This window comes from Mycolicibacterium llatzerense (assembly GCF_025331195.1).
GTDB lineage: Bacteria > Actinomycetota > Actinomycetes > Mycobacteriales > Mycobacteriaceae > Mycobacterium > Mycobacterium llatzerense.
Window position 1 is genome coordinate 1576107 of record NZ_LXOV01000001.1, and the last position, 23728, is coordinate 1599834.

Annotated in this window: 21 protein-coding genes; 9 read left to right on the forward strand and 12 right to left on the reverse strand. The window is 63.6% G+C overall.

Annotation, left to right across the window (positions count from 1 at the left end; genetic code table 11):
• Positions 1-25: 25 nt before the first annotated feature.
• The 3 genes from A7G45_RS32490 to A7G45_RS07915 form a co-directional block, all read right to left on the reverse strand.
• Complete coding sequence (locus A7G45_RS32490) at positions 26-1129, reverse strand: helix-turn-helix transcriptional regulator (protein WP_260935498.1); 1104 nt, start codon at positions 1127-1129, stop codon at positions 26-28.
• Between the two features lie 227 nt (positions 1130-1356).
• Positions 1357-2892, reverse strand: a complete 1536-nt coding sequence (locus A7G45_RS07910) for a PE-PPE domain-containing protein (protein WP_260935500.1) — start codon at positions 2890-2892, stop codon at positions 1357-1359.
• Positions 2893-3031: 139 nt separating this feature from the next.
• Positions 3032-3523, reverse strand: a complete 492-nt coding sequence (locus A7G45_RS07915) for a lipoprotein LpqH (protein WP_043402849.1) — start codon at positions 3521-3523, stop codon at positions 3032-3034.
• A 181-nt stretch (positions 3524-3704) separates the two neighbouring features.
• Between A7G45_RS07915 and tgt the strand changes: the two genes are divergently transcribed.
• From tgt to A7G45_RS07930, 3 genes are read left to right on the forward strand one after another with little or no spacing between them, the layout of a single operon-like run.
• Complete coding sequence (gene tgt, locus A7G45_RS07920; protein WP_043402852.1) at positions 3705-4931, forward strand: tRNA guanosine(34) transglycosylase Tgt; 1227 nt, start codon at positions 3705-3707, stop codon at positions 4929-4931.
• A gap of 41 nt (positions 4932-4972) precedes the next feature.
• Entirely contained in the window at positions 4973-6202 is a 1230-nt protein-coding gene (locus A7G45_RS07925; RefSeq protein WP_260935505.1) for a cytochrome P450, read from the forward strand.
• 20 nt (positions 6203-6222) lie between these two features.
• The gene (locus A7G45_RS07930; protein WP_260935508.1) at positions 6223-7062 is read left to right on the forward strand and encodes an SDR family NAD(P)-dependent oxidoreductase; all 840 of its coding nucleotides are present in this window, start codon (positions 6223-6225) and stop codon (positions 7060-7062) included.
• Between the two features lie 78 nt (positions 7063-7140).
• On the opposite strand, the gene gluQRS is transcribed toward A7G45_RS07930, so the two are convergent.
• Positions 7141-8016, reverse strand: a complete 876-nt coding sequence (gene gluQRS / locus A7G45_RS07935; protein ID WP_260935509.1) for a tRNA glutamyl-Q(34) synthetase GluQRS — start codon at positions 8014-8016, stop codon at positions 7141-7143.
• A 120-nt stretch (positions 8017-8136) separates the two neighbouring features.
• Between gluQRS and A7G45_RS07940 the strand changes: the two genes are divergently transcribed.
• From A7G45_RS07940 to A7G45_RS07950, 3 genes are all read left to right on the forward strand, one after another.
• Entirely contained in the window at positions 8137-9186 is a 1050-nt protein-coding gene (locus A7G45_RS07940; protein ID WP_260938054.1) for an ATP-dependent DNA ligase, read from the forward strand.
• Positions 9186-10313 (forward strand): non-homologous end-joining DNA ligase, encoded by a 1128-nt coding sequence (gene ligD, locus A7G45_RS07945; protein WP_260935511.1) that lies wholly within the window; start codon positions 9186-9188, stop codon positions 10311-10313. The genes A7G45_RS07940 and ligD overlap by 1 nt, the downstream gene beginning before the upstream one ends.
• Before the next feature lie 88 nt (positions 10314-10401).
• Positions 10402-11775 carry a site-specific integrase gene (locus A7G45_RS07950; protein ID WP_260935513.1) on the forward strand — a complete coding sequence of 458 codons (1374 nt, stop codon included), beginning with the start codon at positions 10402-10404 and terminating at the stop codon, positions 11773-11775.
• A 47-nt stretch (positions 11776-11822) separates the two neighbouring features.
• Here A7G45_RS07950 and A7G45_RS07955 read toward each other — a convergent pair whose 3' ends face one another.
• Complete coding sequence (locus A7G45_RS07955) at positions 11823-12716, reverse strand: IS3 family transposase (RefSeq protein ID WP_260932168.1); 894 nt, start codon at positions 12714-12716, stop codon at positions 11823-11825.
• Positions 12713-13030, reverse strand: a complete 318-nt coding sequence (locus A7G45_RS07960; RefSeq protein WP_260932170.1) for a transposase — start codon at positions 13028-13030, stop codon at positions 12713-12715. Before A7G45_RS07960 ends, A7G45_RS07955 begins: the two co-directional genes overlap by 4 nt.
• A 190-nt stretch (positions 13031-13220) precedes the next feature.
• On the opposite strand from A7G45_RS07960, the gene A7G45_RS07965 reads away from it, so the two are divergent.
• The 3 genes from A7G45_RS07965 (at position 13221) to A7G45_RS07975 (ending at position 17230) form a co-directional block, all read left to right on the forward strand.
• On the forward strand, positions 13221-14765 hold the full coding sequence (locus A7G45_RS07965; RefSeq protein ID WP_260935515.1) for a site-specific integrase: 1545 nt from the start codon (positions 13221-13223) through the stop codon (positions 14763-14765).
• Positions 14762-16402, forward strand: a complete 1641-nt coding sequence (locus A7G45_RS07970) for a hypothetical protein (protein WP_260935517.1) — start codon at positions 14762-14764, stop codon at positions 16400-16402. Before A7G45_RS07965 ends, A7G45_RS07970 begins: the two co-directional genes overlap by 4 nt.
• Before the next feature lie 405 nt (positions 16403-16807).
• Entirely contained in the window at positions 16808-17230 is a 423-nt protein-coding gene (locus tag A7G45_RS07975) for a hypothetical protein (RefSeq protein WP_260935518.1), read from the forward strand.
• 73 nt (positions 17231-17303) lie between these two features.
• Here the strand turns inward: A7G45_RS07975 and A7G45_RS07980 are convergent, their stop codons facing one another.
• The 6 genes from A7G45_RS07980 to A7G45_RS08005 form a co-directional block, all read right to left on the reverse strand.
• A complete protein-coding gene (locus A7G45_RS07980; RefSeq protein WP_260935520.1) occupies positions 17304-18500 on the reverse strand; it encodes an adenylate/guanylate cyclase domain-containing protein in 1197 nt (398 codons plus the stop codon).
• Between the two features lie 255 nt (positions 18501-18755).
• The gene (locus A7G45_RS07985; RefSeq protein ID WP_260935522.1) at positions 18756-18953 is read right to left on the reverse strand and encodes a ferredoxin; all 198 of its coding nucleotides are present in this window, start codon (positions 18951-18953) and stop codon (positions 18756-18758) included.
• A gap of 13 nt (positions 18954-18966) precedes the next feature.
• A complete protein-coding gene (locus A7G45_RS07990; RefSeq protein WP_260935524.1) occupies positions 18967-20265 on the reverse strand; it encodes a cytochrome P450 in 1299 nt (432 codons plus the stop codon).
• A 580-nt stretch (positions 20266-20845) separates the two neighbouring features.
• On the reverse strand, positions 20846-21310 hold the full coding sequence (locus A7G45_RS07995; protein WP_260935525.1) for a hypothetical protein: 465 nt from the start codon (positions 21308-21310) through the stop codon (positions 20846-20848).
• An 83-nt stretch (positions 21311-21393) separates the two neighbouring features.
• Positions 21394-21921 carry a YybH family protein gene (locus A7G45_RS08000; RefSeq protein ID WP_260935527.1) on the reverse strand — a complete coding sequence of 176 codons (528 nt, stop codon included), beginning with the start codon at positions 21919-21921 and terminating at the stop codon, positions 21394-21396.
• A 30-nt stretch (positions 21922-21951) separates the two neighbouring features.
• Positions 21952-23715: an FAD-dependent monooxygenase gene (locus A7G45_RS08005; protein ID WP_260935529.1), complete on the reverse strand. Its 1764-nt coding sequence runs from the start codon at positions 23713-23715 to the stop codon at positions 21952-21954.
• Between the last annotated feature and the right edge of the window lie 13 nt (positions 23716-23728).

Below are 23728 nucleotides of genomic sequence, written 5' to 3' on the forward strand. Positions count from 1 at the left end.
CTGATCGGCGTATTTGGCTGGGGCACTACAGCGATATGGCCAGCAGGGTGCGGACCAGCTCGGCCTGCCGGTGGGTGCCCGTCTTGTCGAAGATGTGCTGGACGTGCGTTCTGACGGTGCCGGCGGACAGACACATGCTCTCGGCGATCGGCTTGATCCCGTCGCCCTGTATCAGCCTGATGGCCACCGCCGCCTCGGCCGTCGTCAGCCCGTACAGGCGGCGCAGCATCTCGACATCCGGTTGCGGGTGCTGCTCGGGATCGAGGATGAGCACCAAGGCCCGGGATTCGGCCAGTGGAGCCGTCACGTGCTGGAACGGCAGGACGTGAATCACGTAGGGCCGCAGTCCGGATGGCCGTGGGCACAGCAGTGAGGTGGTGCCGCGCACGACCGCCCCGGTCTGTCCGAGCGCGGCGTTGATGCCGAGCCGCAGAGCGGCGTCAGCGGGCGGATGCGCGAATTCGAACGATCCGTCACGAATGGTCAAGCCGTCGTGGCGGCGGACGATGTTCTCCGCTGCCGTGTTCAGGTAGCGCACCGACAGCAAGCAGTCCACCACGGCCATCCCGATGCGGGTGACGTTGTCCATCGCCGACGAGATATTGCGGATCTGGTGGGTGGCCTCACTGAGGTCGTGCTGGATGCGCATCGCGCGCTGGAAATGCGGGACCAGCGCCTCGGCCAGTTGAACGCGTTCGGTGTTGTCGAACGGTTTGGCACGCTTCTCGGTGGCCACCAGCCAGGTCGCGGGCTCGGGCCCGTCCGTCAGCCGGACGAACAGCCCGTCTTCGAGGCGGTGCGGGCGCATCCAGTCCATGTGGAACTCGGCGTTCGGCTGCAGAGCGGTGAGCTCTTGGCAGCCGTACACCCGCCCCACAGGCCCGTTCTCGACCGCTTCTAGGAGGAAATCGACGTGGCGGTAGTACTCCGCGTACTCGGTCAGGGCGTCGGTCGGGATGGTGACGCTCTGGGGCGCCCGGCTCACGCTGTCGGCCAACACCAGAGCCGCCCCGCCGGTCGCGCCGAACATGGTGTGCAGTTCGGCCATCGTCGCGGTCCACTGCTCGGGCTGGACTGCGGAATCGTAGATCGACGAGACTACGCGCGAAAAGGCCTCGACCGTGACCACGGTCGGTACTCCCTGACCAATGTAGGGCTCACGCCTTGCGCCTCTCGCGACGTGATCTACCTGCGGCTGCACCGCAAGCACTGCGGAAATCGTAATTCAAGACCAATGGTATGTAAAGTGTTTCCTTGGCGCTTGCTGAGAGTCCGATCAGCGCCGCCGAACGTGCGGGCAGATCGCGGTTAGCGGGGGATCGCGATCTGTTCGCACCGTCGATTTCGGGGACTGCGTCAGGCCGCCGCCGACGTCTCCGCGTGCGCGGCAGCCTTGGATCCGCCGCCCTTCGGACTCGTCTTCGGTGTGTCCTTGGCGTCGTTGTCGGATGCCGTCGCCGGCTTCGGGTCGGCGGCGTCCGTTTTCGGCGTGTTCTTCGTTTTCTTCGGCTTGGTCGGCTTCACCGGCGGTGCGTCGGGATCGGTCTTCGGCTTGGTGGACTTGACCGGCGGAGTCTCCGAATCTGCCTGCGGCTTGGACGATTTCACCTGCGGCTCATCCGAGGTGGCGGGCTTCTGGTCGGTGTCGGTGTTCGGTGTCGAGACGGGGGACTGTGGCTGCTCCGTCTTGACGTCGGTCTTCGTGTCCGCCTTGGTGTCTGTTTTCTCGTCGGCCTTCGTGTTCGCCGTCGGTTTGTCCTCGGCCGTCGCTGCCACCGGTGCCAGGGCCGCCGGCTTCTTGACGGAGACGGCCAGCGGCGTGACCGGCGGAGAGCTCGCCGGTGTGGCGGCCAGGCCCGGCAGGTGTAGTTGGGACTGGATATCGGTGACGAAGTTGTTGGCGCCTTCCTGCAGTGCGCCGGGAATCGCGTTGAGCGTCTCGATGATCTTCGACAGGGGAGTGAACAACGAGAACGGCGTCTTCTTCGCCGGATTCAGGTTCTCGCGGTCGGTGTATCCCATGTCGACCAATACCCGCAGCAGCGGCTCGACGGCGTCCAGCAGCGGTTTGACCAACGGCGTCAACCCGATGGCGCCGGCGCCGATGCGCAGGGGCACCAACAGCGGCAGGTCGGGATTGTTGATGAAGACGTAGGTGTCGTGCCCGCCCGCGCTGTTGGTCACCGTGGTGATGATGGCGGGCGTCGTGCCGGGGATGTACGAGTCGTAGTACGCGTCCGGGTGCGCGTACATGACACCGAGCAGGCTGTTGGCCAACGAGAGCGGATTGAAGTACGCCGGGAAATCGCCGTAGGGGTCGTACTCGCGGGTGACGAATGTGGTGTCGTAGATCGACGGTGCTGACGGACCCTGGTTGTTGACGATGAACGGCACGTTTATGCCCGGGAAGCGTTCGAAGATGCCGCCGTTGCCGGCGAAGGGTGAGCCCATCATCAAGAACGACAGCTGCGACGCAGCCGGCCCGGTGCCGTTGGCCAGTAGCGTGCGCTTGGCCCATTCGGCGCCCAGGCTGCCTTCCGAATAGCCCGCGACGATCAACTGCTCACCGGGTCGAGAGGTGATGGCGTTGTACACCTTCGGCCCGGAGACGGTGGTGCTCGCCGACAACTGGATGGACGCCGGGTAGTTGATCGGCAGGTAGGTGTAGCCCGGCGGCACCACGGTGTGATTGAGCTTGGCCGGGATGTTGGCCGACGTGGGGTCGCCGCGTCCGCCGATGCCGATCACGGTGTTCATCAGGCCGACGACGAAGCTCGACGTGATGTTGGTGGCCGGACTCAGCAGCAGCGCGCAGCACAGCGCGACCAACAGGAATGCGCGCGGCACCCGGCGAACGGCAGGACTGGTGGTCGGCCATATCTGAACTGACATCGACGCTCCCCCGACTAGGCGTGAACCGGACGCTACTCCCGGGACCAGGGCTTTAGACGGGAATTTGCAACTTCCCCCGAACGCAGAACGGGTGGTGTTCCGGCGAACCGGAACACCACCCGTGCTGTGCGGGTGCCTGCTAGGGGCAGGTCACCTCGATCTCGAAGGGCTTCTTGGCGGGCTCCATCGGGTTGGCCATGTCGACACCGGTCGCGGTGCCGCTGATCTTGTAGGTCTTGCCGTCCTTGGTGGCCTTGGCTTCGCCGCCGGGCACACCGTCGGTGTAGCCCAGGGTGATGCCGCCGACGCTGCCCAGGCCGACGGTCTTGACGACCGGCGGGTCGGCGTCGGTCAGGGTGACGCCCAGGCCGCCCGAGGCGTTGCCGATGGCGATGACCACGTTGCCGGCTGCGGTGGTGCAGCCGATCTGGCCCTGGACGTCCTGGGCCTTGCCGTCGATGCTGACCTTCGCGGTGCCGGAGCCTGCACTGGAGTTACCAGCGGCCGATGATGCCGAAGCCGAAGCGGTGGCCGAGGAACCGGTGGACTTCTTGTCATCCTTGGAACAGCCGGTCAGGCCGGCGGCCAGAACCGCGGCACCTGCGACCGCGACAACCAAACCACGTTTCATAACTTGTGCTCCTTTGTAATGCGAACCGTCCCGAACGGCGGGTCATCCAGTGCATTATGGGGTTCGCCAAGCGACTGTTCATGGTATTCACAGAAAATCCCTATAACCGTCCTGACCTGTTTGTTTCCGCGTCGTCAGCCGGCATTCGGGTGTCGGGCCGGGGAATTGATTGAATACAGCGGTGAATCAGCAGTTCTTCGAGGTCACCGCACAGCTGCCGGGCCGGCGTGGCCGTGCCGGGGTGATCCACACCCCGCACGGTGATATCCAGACCCCGGCGTTCATTGCCGTCGGCACCGCGGCCACGGTCAAGGGCGTCCTGCCGGAGACCATGAAAGAACTTGGGGCGCAGGCGCTTCTGGCCAATGCGTACCATCTGTACCTGCAGCCCGGTCCCGATGTGGTGGACGAGGCGGGTGGTCTCGGCGCCTTCATGAACTGGCCCGGTCCGACGTTCACCGACAGCGGCGGCTTCCAGGTGATGTCACTCGGCGTGGGTTTCAAGAAAGTGCTGGCCATGGACACGGCCCGCTTGCAGGCCGACGACATCATCGCCGAAGGCAAGGAACGACTGGCGCACGTCGACGAGGACGGGGTGACGTTCCGCTCGCACCTCAACGGCGACAAGCATCGCTTCACGCCTGAGGTGTCGATCGGCATTCAGCACCAACTGGGCGCGGACATCATCTTCGCCTTCGACGAGCTGACCACCCTGGTGAATACCCGTGCCTACCAAGAACGTTCGGTGGAACGCACCCACCGGTGGGCGGTGCGTTGCCTGGCCGAACACCGTCGCTTGAGCATCGAACGCGCGGGCAAGCCGGCTCAGGCGCTGTTCGGCGTGGTGCAGGGAGCGCAGTACGAGGACCTGCGCCGGCAGGCCACCAAGGGGCTCGTCGGGATCGTCGACGAGGACGGGCATGGCTTCGACGGCTACGGCATCGGTGGCGCCCTGGAGAAGCAGAACCTGGCGACGATCGTCGGCTGGGTCACCGACGAACTGCCCGACGACAAGCCCCGGCATCTGCTCGGCATCAGTGAGCCCGATGATCTGTTCGCCGCCATCGAGGCCGGAGCCGACACCTTCGACTGCGTGTCGCCGTCGCGGGTTGCCCGCAACGCCGCGATGTACTCGGCGACCGGCCGCTTCAACGTCACCAATGCCCGGTTCAAGCGCGACTTCAATCCCATTGATGCCGAATGCGATTGCTATACCTGCGCCAACTACACCCGGGCGTATCTGCACCATCTGTTCAAGGCCAAAGAGATTCTGGCGTCCACGCTGGGCACGATCCACAATGAGCGGTTCATCATCCGGCTCATCGACCAGATTCGCGCCGCGATCGGTGCGGGGGAATTCGACGAGCTGCGGGACCACGTACTGGGCCGCTATTACGGCACCAAATAGCGAGCCACCTGCACCGACGCGGACGCGTGGACAATGGCGGGATGACTGGTGCACCCGGAGTGATCGACCCGCAAACGCTGCTTCTCGGGTTGATGGATCCGGGCAATCGGGCGGATCCGTACCCCTTGTACGAACGATTCCTGGACAGCGGCCCGCTGGCCCTGCCCGACGCGAATCTGGTGGTGTTTCCGGGCTTCGCCGACTGCGACGAGGTGCTGCGACACCCGGCTTCGGCCAACGACCGGTTGAAGTCGACGGTGTCGCAGAAGCAGATCGCCGCCGGCCAGCGGCAGGCCCGGCCGTTCGGCGAACCGGGCTTCCTGTTCCTCGATCCGCCGGATCACACCCGGCTGCGGGGGCTCGCGCAGAAGGCGTTCGCGCCGAAGGTGATCAAGGCACTCGAGGCCGACATCGTGACGATGGTGGACGGGCTGCTCGAGGGCGCGACGGGCACGATCGATGTGGTGGCCGACCTGGCTTATCCGCTGCCGGTGGCGGTGATCTGCCGGCTGCTCGGGGTACCGATGGCAGACGAGCCGCTGTTCAGCCGGGCGTCGGCACTACTGGCGGGCGGGCTCGACCCCTTCGTTGCGGTGAACGACGAGACGGCCGACGACACCGCCGACCTGATGGAGGCCGGTCTCTGGCTGCGCGGGTATCTGCGCGACCTCATCGAGGAACGGCGTAGCTCGCCCGGGGAGGACCTGATCTCGGCGCTGATCGCCGCCGAAGAGGACGGCGACCAGCTGACCTCCGAAGAGATCGTGGCGACCTGCAATCTGCTGCTGATCGCCGGGCACGAGACGACGGTGAACCTGATCGCCAACGCGGCGCTGGCCATGCTGCGGCACCCGCAGCACTGGGCGGCGTTGGCGGCGGATTCCTCGCGGGCGTCGGCGATCGTCGAGGAGACGCTGCGTTTCGATCCGCCGGTGCAGCTGACCAGCCGCGTCGCCGTCGAGGACATTCAGATCGGCGACGTCGCGGTGCCGAAGGGCGACATCATGATGCTGCTGCTGGCTGCCGCGCAACGCGATCCGCGCATGTACGACCGGCCCGGCGAATTCGACCCGGACCGCGGGGCCATCAAGCATCTCGCCTTCGGTAAAGGTCCGCACTTCTGTCTCGGTGCGCCGCTGGCCCGGCTGGAGGCGACTGTCGCGCTGTCGGCGCTGGCGGCCCGATTCCCGCACGCGCAGTTGGCGGGTGAGCCCGTCTACAAGCCCAACCTGACCCTGCGTGGCCTGGCCACGCTGCCGGTCTCCGTCTGATCCCGGCTACCCTCGCGCGTATGCCTTCAGTTCTCGTCACCGGTGCCGGACGTGGCATCGGGCTGGCCATCACCCAGCATCTCGCCGCGACCGGATGGGACGTCATCGCCGGGGTGCGCTCCAAGGCGGACGCCGCCGCGGTCATGGCGCTGGCCCCGCAGCGGATCTCGGCGGTGATCCTCGATGTCACTTCCGACGATGACATCGAAGCACTGGCGGCGGCTCTGCCGGACCGACTGGACGCGGTGGTGAACAACGCGGGCATCGTGGTCGCCGGTCCCGTGGAGACGTTGACGCCCGCGGACTGGCGGAAGCAGTTGGACGTCAACGTGGTTGGTCAGTTCGCGGTGACCGCGGCGGTGCTGCCCAAATTGCGGGAGTCCCGCGGCCGGGTGGTGTTCATCTCCAGTGTCAACGGCCAGCTGTCGGCGCCGATGCTGGGTGCCTATGCGGCGTCGAAGTTCGCGCTGGAAGCCGGTGCCGAAGCACTGCGAATCGAACTGCGGCCCTGGGGTGTTCCGGTGGTGGTCGTAGAACCCGCGCAGACCGATACGGACATGTGGCGCAAGGCCGACGACATGGTCGTCGAGTTGGAGGCCGCGACCTCGCCCGCGCACCGCGCCCTGTACAGCGGGCATATCGCCGGCATGAAGAAGATGGTGCCGCTGTCGCAGAAGATGGCGGTCGACCCGGCGAAAGTCGTTGCGGTGGTGGAGGAAGCGCTCACCGCACGGCGGCCCAAGGCACGGTACATCGTCGGATTGGGGCCCAAACTCCAGGCGGCGCTGATGACGAACATCCCCGCATCAGTGCGGGGGTTCTTGCTGGCCAAGGTCTTTGGAGTGCCGCGGCGGGTGTAGGCCCCTGGCTGTGCCGAGCGTGGGACTTTACGCGGTTTTGGCGGCGTTTCGTCTCGGAAAGCCACACTCTCGGCGTGGCTATGGCTGGAAAATCCACGCGTCGCGCGGTAGTTGGCTTGGATCGAACTCGGCCAGCATGCCGTCGAGAGTCGTCGCGGTGTAGCCCAGCGACGCCGCGATCTGTGCCAACGCGAATTCCGCGCCGATCTCCGAAACTGTCACGGCGCCATCGCGTTTGGCCAGCCGCTTACCGTCGGCGTTGAGCACCAACGGGACGTGGGCATAGACCGGCTGTGAATAGCCGAGCAGCGCAGCCAGATACGCCTGCCGCGGGGATGACGGCAGCAGATCGTCGCCGCGTACCACCTGGTCGATGCCCTGGGCGGCGTCGTCGACCACGACGGCCAGGTTGTACGCCGGCACGTTGTCGCCGCGGCGCAGGACGAAATCGTCGACCACGCCGGTGTAAGTGCCGTGCAGCAGATCAGTGACGGTGTATTCGGCTGTGTCCGAACGCAATCGGATGGCCGGTGGTCGGCCAGCTGCGCGGCGCCGGGCGCGTTCGTCGTCGCTGAGATCGCGGCAGGTGCCCGGATACGCACCTTCGGGGGCATGCGGTGCCCGCGGCGCCTGCAGGATGTCCTTTCTGCTGCAGAAACATTCGAAGGTCAGGCCGCGTTCCGTCAGCTCGTCGACGACGGCGAGGTAGCGGTCCTCATGCGAGGCCTGGTACTCGGGGGGCTCGTCCCACGTCAGTCCGACGGCCGCCAGATCGTCCAGTTGCCGCTGTGCCACCTCGGGGAACGTGCGGTCATCCAGGTCCTCCACCCGGACCAGGAACCGCCGACCCGTCGATCGCGCGAACAACCACGCCAACACCGCGGTGCGCACGTTGCCGATGTGCAGATCGGCGGACGGGCTCGGCGCGAACCGGCCGGCGGGGGAATGGGACACGACCGCAATGTAACGTCTGCGCCGATTTGTGCGCGATTTTCCGCGGTCGCCGCGGAAAATCGTGCACAAATCACAACAGACGCGCGATGAGATTGCCCACCCGCGCCGGTCTACGTGAGTATGGAAACCGTGGACTTACCCGTGCAGCCACCGATAGACCCCATGCTGGCCAAGGCCGCTGTGAAAGTGCCGGACGAGGCGGGGCTGTGGTCCTACGAGCCCAAATGGGACGGGTTCCGCGCCCTGGTGTTCCGGGACGGCGACGAGGTGGTGCTGCAATCGCGCAACGGCAAGGAGTTGGGCAGGTACTTCCCTGAACTGCTCGCGGCGTTGCGGGACGAGATCGCGCCGCGCTGCGTGCTCGACGGCGAGGTGGTGGTGCCACGGGAGATCAACGGCCGCATCCGGTTGGACTGGGAGTCGCTGAGCCAGCGCATCCATCCCGCGGCCAGCCGCGTCCAGATGCTGGCCGAACAGACGCCGGCGCACTTCATCGGATTCGACGCACTGGCTGACGGCGACCGCAGTCTGCTCGCCGAGCCGTTCCGCGTCCGCCGGGCCGCGCTGCAGGACCTGGTGAGTGAGAAGCAGTGGTGCCATGTCACGCGGACCACCGAGGATCCCGAGCAGGGCGCACATTGGCTGACGACATTCGAGGGGGCCGGGCTCGACGGTGTGATCGCCAAACGCCTCGACGGCGCCTACTTGCCGGGCAAGCGGGAGATGGTCAAGGTCAAGCACGCCCGCGATGCGGATTGTGTGGCCATCGGTTACCGCATTCACAAGAGCGGTGAGGGCATCGGGTCGATCCTGCTGGGCCTCTACAGCGACGGTAATCTCCACATGGTCGGTGGCGCAGCGTCTTTCAGCGTCACGGACCGCATTGCGCTGCTGGCCGAACTGGAGCCGCTGGCCACCGGTGACGCGCAGGACGGCGAGCCGAGCCGTTGGAATTCGGCGGCCGACAAGACCTGGATTCCGATCCGCCCGGACAAGGTGTGCGAGGTGGCGTATGACCAGATGGAGGGAAACACCGTGCATGGCAGACGATTCCGGCACACGGTGAAGTTCCGGCGCTGGCGCCCGGACCGGGATCCCGAGAGTTGTACCTTCGATCAGCTCGACGTGCCGCTGAACTACGACCTGTACGACGTCCTGGAGAAGAGCTGATGGCAAGTGCCGCAGAAGAACTCGACGTCGACGGCGTCGCGGTCCGGTTCACCAACCCCGACAAGGTGTACTTCCCGCAGCTGGGCAGCAAGGGCACCAAGCGCACGATGGTCGACTACTACCTGGCCGTCGCCGACCGGATGGTGACGCTGCTGCGGGACCGGCCCACCCATCTGCAGCGCTTCCCGGATGGCATCGAGGGTGAAGAGATCTACCAAAAGCGGGTTCCGGTAAAGCATCCCGAGTATCTCGAGACCTGCACGGTGACCTTCCCGTCAGGCCGCACCGCTGACGCACTCAAGGTGACACATCCGTCGGCCATCATCTGGGCCGCGCAGATGGGCACCATCACGCTGCATCCGTGGCAGGTGCGCTGCCCGGACGTCGAGCATCCCGACGAGCTGCGGATCGACCTCGATCCGCAGCCGGGCACCGGCTTCAAAGAGGCCAGGGAGATCGCGACCGGTGTGCTCAAGCCGATCCTCGACGAGCTCGGCCTGACCGGTTATCCCAAGACTTCCGGCGGTCGAGGCGTCCACGTCTTCGTCCGGATCAAACCGGACTGGGACTTCATCGCCGTGCGCCGGGCCGGTATCGCGCTGGCCCGCGAAGTGGAGCGGCGCGCGCCCGAGGCGGTGACGACGTCATGGTGGAAGGAAGAGCGCGGCGAGCGGCTTTTCATCGACTACAACCAGAACGCCCGGGATCGGACCTTCGCCTCGGCGTACTCGGTGCGCAAGACTCCGATCGCCACGGTGTCGACGCCACTTTCCTGGGTCGAGCTCGCCGATGCCGATCCCGACGACTACACCATGGCCACCGTGCCGAGTCTGCTTGCACAGCGCGATGATCCGTGGGCCGGCATCGACGACGTCGCGCATTCCCTGGAGCCGCTGCTGGAGATGGTGCAGGCCGACGAGGACCGGGGGCTGGCGGATCTGCCGTACCCGACGTCGTTCTCTAGGAAATGGACATGTGCGGGCGTGTCGGAGCGGGCCGGGGCACGTTCCGGTCTACGTTCCAGGAGTGCTGAGCGCTGCCGCTCCGGCAAAGAAGTGGACAGTACTGACAACGACCGGCCGCGAGACCTGGCCGACCGGATACTCGGACGTTCTGGACGGGTGTAGCCACCAAGCCCGTTCGGATGCTCGGCCGCGGGTCCCGGAGGGGACGCCGATCCTACTTTCGTGCAACGGCGAGCTGGACGAATGGTTGGTGTTGTACTTCAGCTCCTCCCCGCAGTTCACGTCGTTAGATGTGTCGTCCCGCAAGGCGTACGCGCGGGAGATTGGCACGTGGTGCGGCTTCCTCGGCGGTCTAGACGATCCGATGACATGGCTGGAAGCGACAGAAGACGATTTTGTCGACTTCAAGATTAGCCGTACTGACCACCATCAGTCTTCCAAGACGGTGGTGGGGTCGACGTGGAATAAGGCGGTCTTTGCTCTCAGGGGTCTGTACGACTGGGCTGTAAGCCACAAGATTCCAATCACGCCGCACGGCCTCGCTATTGACGTCAGTCCGGTGCCGGGCGGCCAGGGCACATTGCGGGTGCCAGGGGCTAGACCTAACGCGACAATGGTGCGCAAAGAGCGGGATCGATGGATCGTTCCGGGAACGTACCGGCTGTGGCGTGATATTGGCTTGCGCGGTCGTGGGATAGAACGGATCGGTCCGGTCCACTGGCGTGCGGCAGGCGACGACGCTTCCTGCCGTGCTCGTAATTCGTTGCGCAACAATGCATTCACGGACTTCGTCTACTCAACTGGTCTTCGCGTGCAGGAAGCGGGCGCGCTCCTGCTGGTTGAGCTCCCATCAGAGGGCGTCATTGAGGCCAAACTGCCCGCAGCAATCGCTAAGTACAGCAAGTCGCGAGTGTGGTACACAGCACCCACCGCGAATCGCACATTGCACAGCTACATCAATGTCGGTCGGGCCGCTGCCGTTCGCCGGGCGATACGCCAGGGCCGCTACGACGTGATTCAGGACATCGTGTGGGTAACCGAGGTTCGGCGAACTCGAAGAGGGACGCTTGAAGTCGTCCGCGATGACGGCACCGCTATGTCACTGAACACGATGAAGCCGCCAATGAGACGGCGCTTGTTCTGGATTCGCGATGGTCGTCCAGAGCCGATGGCTTTGTGGCTCAACGAAAGCGGAACCCCGTTTCATCACGAATCATGGATCGGAGTGTTCGAGGGCGCCAACGACCGACTGTGGGCGGCCATAGAAGCCACCGGAGGAGCGGTCAATGACGAGCTCACCGTCACACCGCACTCCCTGCGCTTTAGCTTCGCGTTGGCGTTGGCTGTCCGGTTGCACCAGCGTCTCGACGAAAGACACGGGTGGGGTAAGGATGTCGCCTACGGAGACGGATCGCGGTATGACGAGGTATTCCGAACCATCAAGGACGTGTTGGGGCACCAATCAATAGAAACGACGCGCAGCACATATATGCCCCGCGTGCAACGATTGCGATTCGACCCATTGTTCGGCTCCTCACCTGGCGGTGCGACGACAGCTGATTTGGTGTCGTCGCTCGCGCAGGACCTCGTGGAGGTTCGTGACTTGACGGGCAATGGCGCGTGACCCCGGGCAAGCGACAGATTGGGGTTCCCCTGAAAAAGTGGACACGGTTAGCTTGATTGCTGATTGATCCGTGCGGTGATCTCGAAGTCGATAGGTGAGATCATTCCCAGTGAACTATGCCGCCTGTCATGGTTGTAGTAGCGAAGGTAATTGTCAAGTCCCGCAGCAAGATTCGCATACGTTGTGAAGGCATGCCGCTTGTAGTACTCGTGCTTGACCGTCGACCACAGTGATTCGGACCCGGCGTTGTCCCAACATATGCCGGTGGCCCCCATAGAGCGGCGCAGGCCGTGATCGGAGCAGACTGTGGCCAAGTCGTGACTGGTGTATTGACTGCCCCGGTCCGAGTGCAAGATGGTGCCGGCCACCGACCCGCCGCGGGTGAACACCGCCGCGTCCACCGCCTGCTCGACGAGCTCAGTGCGCATGTGGTCAGCCACCGACCAGCCCAGCACCCGTCGCGAGTGCTCGTCGCGGATCGCGCACAGGTAGGCATCGCCTTCACCGCAGGTCAGATAGGTGATGTCGGAGGTCCATACCGCATCGAGGCGGCCTTGATCGAAGACCCGGCCCACCCGGTCGGGTGGGAAAGACGCCGCCGGGTCGACGACTGTGGTTTTGACCTTGAAGGTGCGCGGGCTGATGCCTTCGATGCCCATCTCGGCCATGATCGCCGCGACGGTGTTGACCGACACCGAGACCCCAGCGGCGTGCAGGTCGGCGGTGATCCGTGGTGAACCGTAAGTGCGTCGGGATTCTTGCCAGTGGGCCAGGATCTTGACCTCGAGATCGCGGCGCCACTGCTGCCGCGGCGTGGGTTCGGTGCGTCGCTGCCGTGCTTCCCAGGCGTAATAGCCCGAGCGTGAGACGTCGAGGAGCTCGGTCAGTGTGGCGATGTCGTGGTCGGCGCACTCCGCGGCGATGAGCTCAAACCGACTCACCGATGTTGCTGTGCCGCAAAGTACGCCGATACTTTTTTCAAGAAGGCGATATCTCGGTCCTTCTCGGCCAGTTCCGCACGCAGCCGCACCAATTCGGCGCGTTCACGGGCCGTCAGATCGCCTTCTGGCGGCCCATGGCGGGCATCGCTGGCCACCCCGTCGCGGACCCTCTCCTGACGCACCCACTTGCCCAGCAGACTCTCGTGCAGGTTCAGTTCGCGGGCCACCTCCGAGACCGGCCGGCCCCTGTCAATCACCCGACGAGCAGCCTCCACCTTGAACTCCGGTGTGAACGACCGACGCGTCCGCGACATATCGACATCCTTCCAGCAGGACACCGTCCCGCTATCTCAGGTGTCCACTGAAACTGGGGAACCTCCGATCTCAGCGGATGGAGTTGTCACTCGGCGTGAGAACCCCGAAGTCGTCGTCGCTTCGCTTAAAGGCTCGTATTCGCCTGTTGTGCTCGATTTTCGGGGCTGGCCTGGTGATGTAAGGCTAAGGGTGCAGCTTGCCGACGCAATCGAATCTCTCACGGGAGTGAACGGAACATGGAAGAGCGCTTCTACAGCAAGGAGTCGCTTAACCATCATCAAGTCATTCGCTCGATGGTGCGGTGATAACGGCATTCGCCAGCTAAGCGAGCTAAGCCCAAATCGCTGGAATGCGTATCTGCTTTGTGTTACAGGAGGTGGTGCGAAGGGCAACACCCAGCACCTGCACCTAGGCGTGGTGCGACAAGTACTTCGACGGTATCCGCATCGTCTTCATCCCGAGCTGCCACGAATTCTAAACCGAAGACTCCCGTTGAGGGATCCCAGTGCCTATCAGCCCTATGACAGGGATGTTTTTGATGGGATTCTCGGAGCAGCGAAGGCAGTCGTGAATGCCGAGTATCGGCGCATCCACCCGAACCTGCTCCTTCTGAAGGAGTCACACTCCAAGGATCTTGCACCTCACGAACAGACGCGGGCTGCCGCCCTATGCGAGCTGGCGGCCACGGGAGCACCTCAAACTGCTGCGGGGCGCCTCGCATTGGGGATCAGCGTCAGTGACCCGAGATCCTTAGGCGTTCATCAAGCGCGATCGAAGCTGTTCGTGAGCCACGAGGGCGCGGTGGCTATGGTCGTTCTCATCGCATGCCTAGAGGGTGCCAACTTCGCGCAGATCAACGAGCGGAAAGTGCCAGCGAGTGCTCCCGGACTTGGTGTCGCAGAGGACATTTTGACCGTGGAGGACGAAAAGCGACGCAGGCCCAGCAACCCGTACGACGCCCACGCGATCCCTAAAAACGCGCGCCGCGTGATGACGAAAATCATCGAGATGACGCAGCCGGCACGGGACTACCTAGCAGCGCACGATCTTCCGGGAGCCGACCGTCTCATCGTCCATTGGCCGGCAATCGGCGGCAGCACTGCGCCTCACGTCGGCATTTACATGAAACGAACTAGCAACCGGAAGCCCAAATGGTGGCCAGACGACGATATTCCAATGTCGTTCAGCCGTATCCGCAAGACGGTGCGCGTTCTCACTGACCGAACCCCCCAAGGACATTCGCGTGCAACGTGGTCCACTCACTACTTGATGGCATCAGAGGTCGAACGTGAGCGACTGTTGACCGAAGCTGTCGAAACGGGGCTATGGGCGGTCATCGAGAACGCTGAAGCTCATCTGAAAATGAGATTCGAACGCGCTAGCACGCCAACCGACACCGACACAACGATTGGCGGCTGCATCGACTTCGACCATCACCCCCTAACTGGAGAGCCTTGTGGCGATGATTTTCTGTTGTGCCTGCAATGCACTCATGCCTTCGCGACGCCTCGCCATCTCCCCAGACTCATCGAATTGCGCCACCAGTTGGAGGCCATTGCCTCAACTGATGGACCCGACTGGACTGACTTCCGCGCCATGGCCTATGCATGCCTCATTGCCCTCCTCGAAGACCGCACTCTGATCACCGCCGACGAATACCGAGCTGCAATCGGCGCCATCGCAGATGAGGACCGGGAGGAGATCAACCTACTCCTGAACGGGAAGTACACATGAGCAATCCCGTAGCTGACACGAACGACTTAGCTGCCCCAAATGGCCACGACGCGGTCGATTGGGATGTGGTGGAATCCGGGCCAGTGATCGTGCACAAACTACGACTCAAACGCCCGGACCTTCCAATGAACATGTTCCCTGAAACCATCTGGTCTCTGCGGCCGATGGGTGTACCTGAAGGGAGCGTGCAGAACCTCCGATGGACACCTGGTAGTCGTGCACAGCGGTTTCGGATTCCCGCACACCTTGTAATGCCCTTGAAGCGTGTGATGTGGCTGATAATCAACAGGCCCACGCCCGAGTCGTATCTCGCGGCTAACTGTTCTCGGCAATGGCCGGCAGCGTCGTCAATCACCTCCCGTTTCAATACTTTGCGCCGCTTCGGCCACTACCTCGGCGAGCAGGGCATCACGCAACTCCGGGAGGTCACGATCGATCTGCTCGATTCTTACGCCGTGGACCTGCTTGGTGATCAAAGCGGATCCAGCCGATTATCAATCGCATTGGACCTTGGCTACATCGGTGCCATAGCACACCTAGTGGAGTATCTGCCAGAAGCTGACCGTATGGTCGAGCCGACATGGTCATCGAAGGAACTTGTTCATCGAGCCGGCGAGCGTACCGCAGACAATAGCAAGGCCATCATCGATCCCGACACGTTCGCCCCGCTGCTCTGGTGGGCCCAGCAGATTGTCCGGTGCGCACCTGACGTCATTGCTGCTGTCGAATGGGTTAACGCCTCAACAACTTGTAATCCGGCACCCGGCAAATCCACGGCGGGGTTCAACGCCGTCACGGAGGTAGTGGCCTCTTTTGGCGGGGTGCTGCCTCAAGGTCGGAGAGATGGGCAGGTCGCGGCAGAGTACTTGATCGCGGTGCGAGGCGGAGGGATCCACGTAAGCGACTTTTCGAAGTGGCGCCATAGGCGCGGCGGTGAGTATGTGATTGATCCTGCTTTGCCGCAACCGATTCCAGTCCCAGTCGAGGGCGTCATCGAAGGACGTGGCTGGTTGCCGTTCTTGGACTACCGAGATATACGCGACGGCAAAATGCTGAGGATCCTCCGAGCAGCTGCGGCGGTACTTATCTGTAGTTGTACGGGAATGAGGGGAGAAGAATGTAGGAAGCTTCCGCTTGGTGCGCTGCGGAAGATTCTGCGTCCTGATGGCGCCCAATCGTTTCGGATCGACGGGCGGATCTATAAGGGCATCGGGGATGAGAATGGCCAGCAAGATACGGAAGGAAAGCCGTGGATATGGGCAACAATCAAGCCCGGCGCGGACGCGATCGAGGTACTCGAAGGCCTTGCTGTGGTCACGAAATCGGACCGTCTGTTTAGTTTCCCCGATACCCGCCAAACGTCAGCCGATCGATTCACGCGGGTTCGAATCGTCGGCAGTGGGCAACTGATTAGATGGATCGAGGAGCTTATCGAATTCGCGAATGAGATGGTGATCGAACTTGAACTCGATCCTAGCCGATGGCGACCGTCGTTGCAGCCCCACGTGCGCAATCTCGCTGTCCTCGGCTTCTGCGTGCTCACCCTGGTTTTCGGTTACCACCTTCCCTTCAACTGGCTGGGCCTGATCGGCACCTCACACGCCGACCTCCCCAGTTACCTGCTACCCGGTCAGTGACCCACGGCCGACTGAAGAGGAGAAACGCACTGTGAGCATGGCGCCCGTCGTCACCAACGGTCTCGACACTGCGGTATCACCAACAGGGCAGTGGATCGCCACGCTGCTGACGTTCGGTCTCGCTGTAAGCGTGCTGGCATGGACCATCGTTGTATGCCGCCGCGATCGGCAATGGTGGCCGATGTTCGTCCTCGCCAGCGGGACTGCAACGTGTCTCATGGAGCCGCTGTTCGACCACTTGTACGGCCTATGGTTCCGCGAGCAGGGCCAGTGGAACTTGTATACCACCTTCGGCAGTCACCAACCGGTGTGGGTGCCGGCGGCATACCTGTCTTTCTATGGTGGGCAACGGTATTCATCGCGCGGATGGTCGCGCGGACCCCAACCAGACGAACAGTGTGGAAGATGTACGCGGCGATCGTCGTGATGGCCATCGTGGCGGAACTGACCTACATCAGTGTGTTGGGGGTCTACGACTACCAGGACCGTCAACCGTTCGTCGTCTTCGGTTACCCGATCTCCCTGGCCTTCACCAACGCCATGAGCGCACTCGTCAGCGGCATACTCGTCTACCGATTGGTCCCGGCGCTCGGGGGACGGCGCAACCTGTACTTGATCCCGGTGGTGCCAATGGCCTTCGCCAGTGGCCTGTTCGGTTCCGGCATCCTCTACCTGTCGGTGCGCCATTCGATTGATGGGCCGTCCATGCTGGTGGTGCACTTGGCGGCCTTGACGGTGGTTGGCGCGATCGCCAGCACTGTGAGTTTGCTTGCGCGAACACTTTTGCCCTCACCGCAAACGGAATTGGCTGTAGCCACGCCCATCTAGCGAGACCACTTTCGCAGTGTTGTGCTCGATGGGTCTGTTTCGTTGAAACAGCATGTGCAACAAGGAATCGCGGTTAGACGGCCTCGTCGTCAGGCCAAGGCGCCAGTGGTTCTGTTGGGATCCATCGACCCGCCGAATCGCCACGCCATGCCTGGCGGTCGGAGCCTGCAGAGCGTCGCAGCGTCGAAGGTTGAACCGACCCGTATCCGCGGACACTGAGCGGTGGCATCCGCGACAGTTCGTAGTTCGTGCTGGTCTCGAGTTGCTTGGCCAACGCGGGTCCGATCAGGATGCTGTTGGGTTCGGTGATCGCGGTCAGCCTGCTGGCGAGGTTGACGGTGTCACCGAAGATGTCTCCGGCATGACTGATCACCGGCCCCATCTCCAGTCCGATTCGCACGCCCGGTACTCGCGGCCGTCGGCGCACGATCTCGATCAGTTCGACGGCAATGTCTGCGCCGACGGCCGGATCGTCAGCGGCGAAAAGCACTTCGTCGCCAAGGGATTTGATTACTCGGCCGCCGTATGAGGTGACCAGATCAGCGACGCGGTTTTCGAACCGCTCGACCAGCGCGGCGAGGTCGGGATCTGACAGTTGCCGGCTGAGCCGAGTAAAGCTGACCAGGTCCGCGAATCCGACAGTGGCGCTGGTGGGTCCGTCGGAACTCACGTGGGGGTGCAGCCGCTGGACGGCGATGGCGAGGTGCCGTCGCCAGCTGTAGAGCAGAAGTTTGTCCATGTCAGGCAATACTCGATCGACCACTTGCCTTGCAGCGGAGTGGCGTTCAGGACCATTTGTGCCGCGGGCATCGAGGATCTTGACCAACTCCTCGGCGAGGGTGACTGACAGGCGAGCCGTCGCGCGTCCCAACGCCCTGGCCATTTCTACGGTTTGAGATTCATCGAGACCACCGTCTTCCACCAGATCGATCAGTGTCGAGAGGGCATCAATGTCGGCGCCGGTGAATCCCGCGTCACTGTCGGAGACATTGGCGAAACCAAGCGCGCGCCAGTATCTCCGGGCTCGGTACATCGGTATGCCCACCGCATCGCTGACTTCTCGGCTGGTGAATGCGCGGCTGCTTCCCAACAGCTTGTCGAGGTCGGCATCACGGTCGAGGACCGGTCGTTGTCCATGTTCGATCGTCAGGCTCTGGTCCGGCCGATTCATGCATGCGTGACCGGCGACCGGGACCCGCTCTGCTCGTGCGGTCCGGTAGCGGCGCATGAATTCTTGGTTGTCGCCGTTGGCTTCTGGTGATGCTGCCATCGAGTTGGGCTTATCTGGTGCGTGCCGGTCGAATGCGACGGGCGTATCCGGCGGGGGGCGAAGGAGTTCGTCTGCGGTGCCTGTCCGGCTGGTGCGCGGATGGTCGCAGTCAGTGCGAGGTGGGTGCCGGATCGGGTGCTGAGGGAGCCCTGGGGCACGCGGTCGTTGTGGGCAGGTGCATCTAGCTACAACGTATCCGTGTGCCCCAGGGCGGTGACGGCGGTAGGGCGGCAGTGCCTACGTTCGTCGGGTGAATCAGTCTTCGGTCACCGTGATGGCTTCGACCGGGCACCGCTTGGCTGCGGTGGCCACCTGTTCTTGGTCTACCGGGTCAGGACTGTCGTTGACGATGCGGACCTGTTCGTCGTCGTCGCCGAGCTCGAAGACGTTGGGCACCATCGCCACACAGATGGCGTGACCTTCACAGCGTTTGTAGTTGACTGCCACTTTCATCGGCGGGAATCCTTCAGGGCTTCGGGGTGAAAGTAGCCGGCAGTGTCGGAATTGCGGCGGTTTCAGTTCCGCGGAATTCGTAGGTGACGTTGTCCGGATTGTCGAGGGTGATGTCGGGCAGCCGCTTCAGCAGCTCCTCGAGGGCGACGCGGAGTTCCATCCGCGCAGTCGGGGCGCCCGGGCAGGCGTGAACGCCGAAACCGAATGTCAGGTGCCGGTTCTTCCGGCCGAACTTGCGGTCCACGTCGAACTGGTCGGGGTTGTCGTAGACCTTGGGATCGCGGTTGGCGGCTGCCCAGCATGCCTGGATGTAGCTGTCCTGGGGGATGGTCACGCCGCCCAACTCCACATCCCGGGTTGCGCGCTTGTACAAGCCGAAGAACGGCGTGCGCAGTCGCAGCGTCTCTTCGACGGCGCTCGGAATGAGCTCCGGGTGGTCTTTCAAGCGCTGAACAAGGTCGGGGCGTGAGAGCACTTCGTGGAGCAGGCTGGCCATCGCGGCCACGCTGGTGCCGTGTCCGGCGATCAGGAATGAGTTCATGATCTGCCCAATTTCCAGCGGGCCCAGCGGCTTACCGTTGAGCTCGGCACGCGAGAGTTCAGTCAGGAAGTCGTCCTTAGGATTTTCGGCCCGGGCCATCACTTCGCCGGCACCGAACATGGCGAAGTCCATGAACGCCTTGGGGCCCTTTTCCGGGTCCTCGAAGTCGGCGACGACGCGCAGCGTCATCTCACGCACCGTGGCACGCTTGTCGCGGTCGAACCCGATGACCCGGCACAGGGCGAAAAGCGGCACCTCTTCGCAGAAGTCGTGCACGAGGTCGCAGGAGCCTTTGCCGGCGAACTCATCGATGAGTCGGCTGATGTCCTCGCGGACACCGTCTTCCACGAGCGGCGGGGTGTCGGCGTTGAATGCCTGGGACACGATCTCGCGCCACGCCGTGTGCTGCGGCGGGTCGTACTCCAGCGGGGGGAAGCCCGGGCGGTCAACGACCGGCAGAACGACAGTCGGTGTGTAGGAGTACGTTTCCCAGTCGCTGTGGAGCTTCTTCACGTCGTCGTAGTCGAGCGCCAGGTAGAAGCCGCCCATCTCTTCGCTTCGCGCCATGGGGCAGCCTGATTCGCGGGCACGCTCAAAGAGCGTGAGTGCCTTCTCCGGCGTGGAGGTGTAGCTGCTGTACCCGGCCAGCTCTTCGCCGAGGTCTGCATCGAGGTTCTGAGTCATGCTGAGCCTTCCTGTTGCTTGTGGCAGCACGTTCGACGCGCAGTCAGCGCCCAGGTCGTGGATCTGGTTGGTGGTGTCGAAGGCCACCGCGGATCCCGTTGGGCCATACCAACTGCGGACCGAGGGGGCTTGATCGCATCAGCGCTCTTGGTCGTGCCGTGCATCACACTCTAACTGTTTGTTGACAATGAATCAATGACTAAGAGTCGATTTCTGGGTGTTTATTGACACGGAGGCAAGTGTGCGCGCCGTGTCCGCGCAAAGGGCTCTGTCCTTGATGCGCGGTGGCCAGTACGGGGTGTGGTCAGCTGTGGGGCCGGTCGCCGTCGGCGGCGCAGCTGTTCCCGACGCCGGCCGAGTGGCGCCATCGGCTCTCGTGAACCAAGCCGAGATGCCGCCTATCAAACCTTTTGTGGCGCAGGTCTTCCGGGCCGCACTGCCCCATGCTGCCGATGCTCGTGAGTGGACGCGACCACTGGCGCTGCGATGTGCCAGCGACGGCGTGCGAGCCTTTTCGCGGGCGGCGCGCAGAGAGCGGGCTATCCCATCAGGCGAAGTCGAGAATGCCTGATGGATGTCGGGCGGGTTGTACGGGTAGGTGTTTTGCCGATTGTTGATCGTGATCAGCGTGAGCACGGTCAGGATGCTGCTGCAGCGGAGCAGTGGTTCAGCGGACGCGCCTGGGCCGAGGCGCCGGGACGTGAATGGCCGGGAGGCTGGGAGGGATGCCCGCTTGCGATCGCCGAAAACACAAGTCGATCAGGCGTTTCCGCTGGGATTCGGTCAGCGTGGATGATGGTCGTGATTTGAGTAAGTCCAGCAGCCGGCAGTAGAACACGTTGGGCTGCATGCCGAACTCCTGCATGATGAACTCATCGCCGGTCGTGAAATCCGCCCACCGAAGCGCAAACTCGACCCAACTGTGTTCTTCGGGCGAAAGGGTCACGTTCGGGGAGTCGTGTCGTGAAATGTATTGGGAAATAGGAGAAGCCTCGGTAGTGCTGCGTTGCGCGCCGTCGTAGTAGGGCGCGGACTCTCGCTGGAAGATGGTGTGTTTGGGTGGTTTGGTGAACCACCGCGGACCGCTTGGGATGACTGCGGCGCGCTGGCCGCGTTGAGTTTGCTCGGCCAACGCCGCCCCGGGAACCTGGAGAGAGAGCGGGGCGGCGTTGACGTTGCGTTCGGCCGTGCGGGGGGACGGCGGCCGAAGATTTCTTAGGACTGAACGAGGGTCCAGGGCTGGGGCCGCATTGGCATCTCGCGGTCCACAGTCCACGTGTCCGGGTGCTTTTCGCGCGGGTCGGCGGCGAACGACAGGTGGGTGTGCAGGATCTTCCAGACGCCGTCGATCTTCTCAACGACATCGGTCTGGCGCATCATCCAGAAGAAGTGCTTGCCGTCGTCGAGCGTGCCTTCGTAGGTCTGGTTCATGTAGACGAAACCCACGTCGTTCTTGGCGAACACACGCATGTTGACCAGTCCAAGTTCACCGACGAACTGCGGGCCGATGAAGTTGAACCAGTGTCGAACGTCCTCGCCGTAGTACTGGCCGGGGGACAGGATGTCGATGAAGCTCACGTCGGTCTGGTCGGTGTAGTGCTCCAACGGCGCATCGGGGTCGGTGAGGAACTGGTGATTGAAGTTGGCTTCAACCGCCTTTTCCATGGCGACGATTTCCTTGACCGCCTCCGGGTCACTGCCGAACAGTGCCACGGGCTCGAGGTCAACAGGCCTGCGATTCATTCCAATCTCCTTTGATGGGTGTGCGGTTGGTTATCGGTGAAACACGGCGCCGACCGCTGCGATCAGCGAGTCAGCGGCGTCGGTAGGTTGCGCCGGGCTGCGCCAGGCGACGTGGTTGTCGGGACGAACGAGAATGGCTCCGTCGGAAGCGATTTCCTTGAGTGCCTCCCACTGCCCTTCGTTGTCGTGGTGGGTCGCGCCGACCGCCGCGACGGTGATGGTGACACCGAACTTCTCTGCGGCGGCCTCGGCCGCGGCCGACCACTGCTGGCCGTCGGCGCCGGTAATGAGCAGCAACCCTCCGTGGCGACCGACCAGGTCGTGGGTGGAGACGCGACCATCAGATGAATCGAGCCAGGCGTGCGGCAGTCGATGTCCGGGGCGGGTGGTCGGGTAGTAGGTCGAGCCCATCGGGTCCGCCGGCGGCGGCGGGGTGCCGTCGGGGACGAGGGCGCCGGCCGGGTAGAAGTACCCGATTTCGAGGTCGTGCGCCTGGAATTCGGTCCGTTGGGTCTGCACAGCTTCGTCGAACCGTGCCCGGCGGCTGGCGCCCATCGGTGTCTCGGAGAAGAACACGTCGAACACGGCGCGGTGCATCTCGGGTGGCACCGGGATGGGCAGCAGGCCCATGCCGGCGTCGACCACGAAGTGGTTCTGCATGGTGAACAGGGCCCAGTCGACGATGCGGATACCGACCGGTTGGCGTTCGACCGCGTAGGTGCCGAGCAGGGCTGCGTCGGCGTGGCCGCGGAGGACGGCCTGCAACTTCCACGCGAGGTTGTGTGCGTCCTGCACGCAGGTGTTGAGTCCCAGGCCGGTGGTGGGCGGGTGCCGATGCGCGGCGTCCCCGACCAGGAAGACCCGGCCATCGCTGTAGCGATCGGCGATGGTTCCCTGCACCGACCATCGGCTGATGCGCTTGATGGTGATGGGGTGGTCGCCGACGCCGAGCAGTTCTCGGATCTTGGCGAGGATGGTGGTTTCGTCGAGGTTGGAGTCATCGGTGGGCAGGAAGGCGAAGTGGAACGCCCATTCCTCCGAGTGGCGGCCCCAGGTGGGCCCCATCTGCACCATGTTGCCGCCCGATGGGTACGAGCCGGCTTCGGGATTGATGAAGTGGGCGATGAGGGTGTCGTCGTCCCACCATTCGGAGAAGTCGGCTTCGAGGTGGGTGGTGACGATGTCGAGCAGGTCGGACGCGCCGACCATGGTCGCTCCGATCGTGGGCCCAACGGTCTTGCCGCCGTCGGCGCCGACGAGGTAGTCGGCGATGACCGTGAAGCTCTCTCCGGTGGTCCGGTTGACGATCGTGGCGGTGACCGCCGATTCGTCTTGGCTCATCTCGGTCAGTTCATGGTGGAAAAGGACCTTGCCGGGTGCGCGCACTTCGGCATGGCCACGCAGCACGGGTTCGAGCCTGAGCTGCGGGTAGTTGGTCGACGGGCAGGCGCTGTCGCGCATGTAGCGCTCGGTGAGCGCGCCTCCTCCGAAGCAGTCCATCTTGGCGAACGTCTTGCCCTGAAGGGGGTCTGTGCCGGTGAGGCTGGTCTGCCAGACCACCGAGGCCATCTTCTCGATCGGTGCGCCGACGGCGTAGATGTCGTCGGCGATCCCGAATTGGCGGAGGATTTCCATGGTCCGCTGGTTGAGGTAGTGGGCTTTGGGTAGCAGCGATGTGCTCTCGTGCCGCTCTACCAGGATGTGGTCAATGCCATAGGTGGACAACATGATTGATGTGGTGAGGCCGGATGCGCCGCCACCGACGATAAGTACCGGGACTCGGATCTCGGACATGGGGGTCTCCTCG

What these genes read in the sequence shown, in the direction of transcription:
- A7G45_RS07910 (WP_260935500.1), bottom strand. Translation starts at nt 2,892, where the DNA reads ATGTCAGTTCAGATATGGCCGACCACCAGTCCTGCCGTTCGCCGGGTG.
- A7G45_RS07915 (WP_043402849.1), bottom strand. Translation starts at nt 3,523, where the DNA reads ATGAAACGTGGTTTGGTTGTCGCGGTCGCAGGTGCCGCGGTTCTGGCC.
- A7G45_RS07925 (WP_260935505.1), top strand. Translation starts at nt 4,973, where the DNA reads ATGACTGGTGCACCCGGAGTGATCGACCCGCAAACGCTGCTTCTCGGG.
- A7G45_RS07930 (WP_260935508.1), top strand. Translation starts at nt 6,223, where the DNA reads ATGCCTTCAGTTCTCGTCACCGGTGCCGGACGTGGCATCGGGCTGGCC.
- A7G45_RS07940 (WP_260938054.1), top strand. Translation starts at nt 8,137, where the DNA reads ATGGAAACCGTGGACTTACCCGTGCAGCCACCGATAGACCCCATGCTG.
- ligD (WP_260935511.1), top strand. Translation starts at nt 9,186, where the DNA reads ATGGCAAGTGCCGCAGAAGAACTCGACGTCGACGGCGTCGCGGTCCGG.
- A7G45_RS07960 (WP_260932170.1), bottom strand. Translation starts at nt 13,030, where the DNA reads ATGTCGCGGACGCGTCGGTCGTTCACACCGGAGTTCAAGGTGGAGGCT.
- A7G45_RS07970 (WP_260935517.1), top strand. Translation starts at nt 14,762, where the DNA reads ATGAGCAATCCCGTAGCTGACACGAACGACTTAGCTGCCCCAAATGGC.
- A7G45_RS07975 (WP_260935518.1), top strand. Translation starts at nt 16,808, where the DNA reads ATGTACGCGGCGATCGTCGTGATGGCCATCGTGGCGGAACTGACCTAC.
- A7G45_RS07980 (WP_260935520.1), bottom strand. Translation starts at nt 18,500, where the DNA reads ATGGCAGCATCACCAGAAGCCAACGGCGACAACCAAGAATTCATGCGC.
- A7G45_RS07985 (WP_260935522.1), bottom strand. Translation starts at nt 18,953, where the DNA reads ATGAAAGTGGCAGTCAACTACAAACGCTGTGAAGGTCACGCCATCTGT.
- A7G45_RS08000 (WP_260935527.1), bottom strand. Translation starts at nt 21,921, where the DNA reads ATGAATCGCAGGCCTGTTGACCTCGAGCCCGTGGCACTGTTCGGCAGT.
- A7G45_RS08005 (WP_260935529.1), bottom strand. Translation starts at nt 23,715, where the DNA reads ATGTCCGAGATCCGAGTCCCGGTACTTATCGTCGGTGGCGGCGCATCC.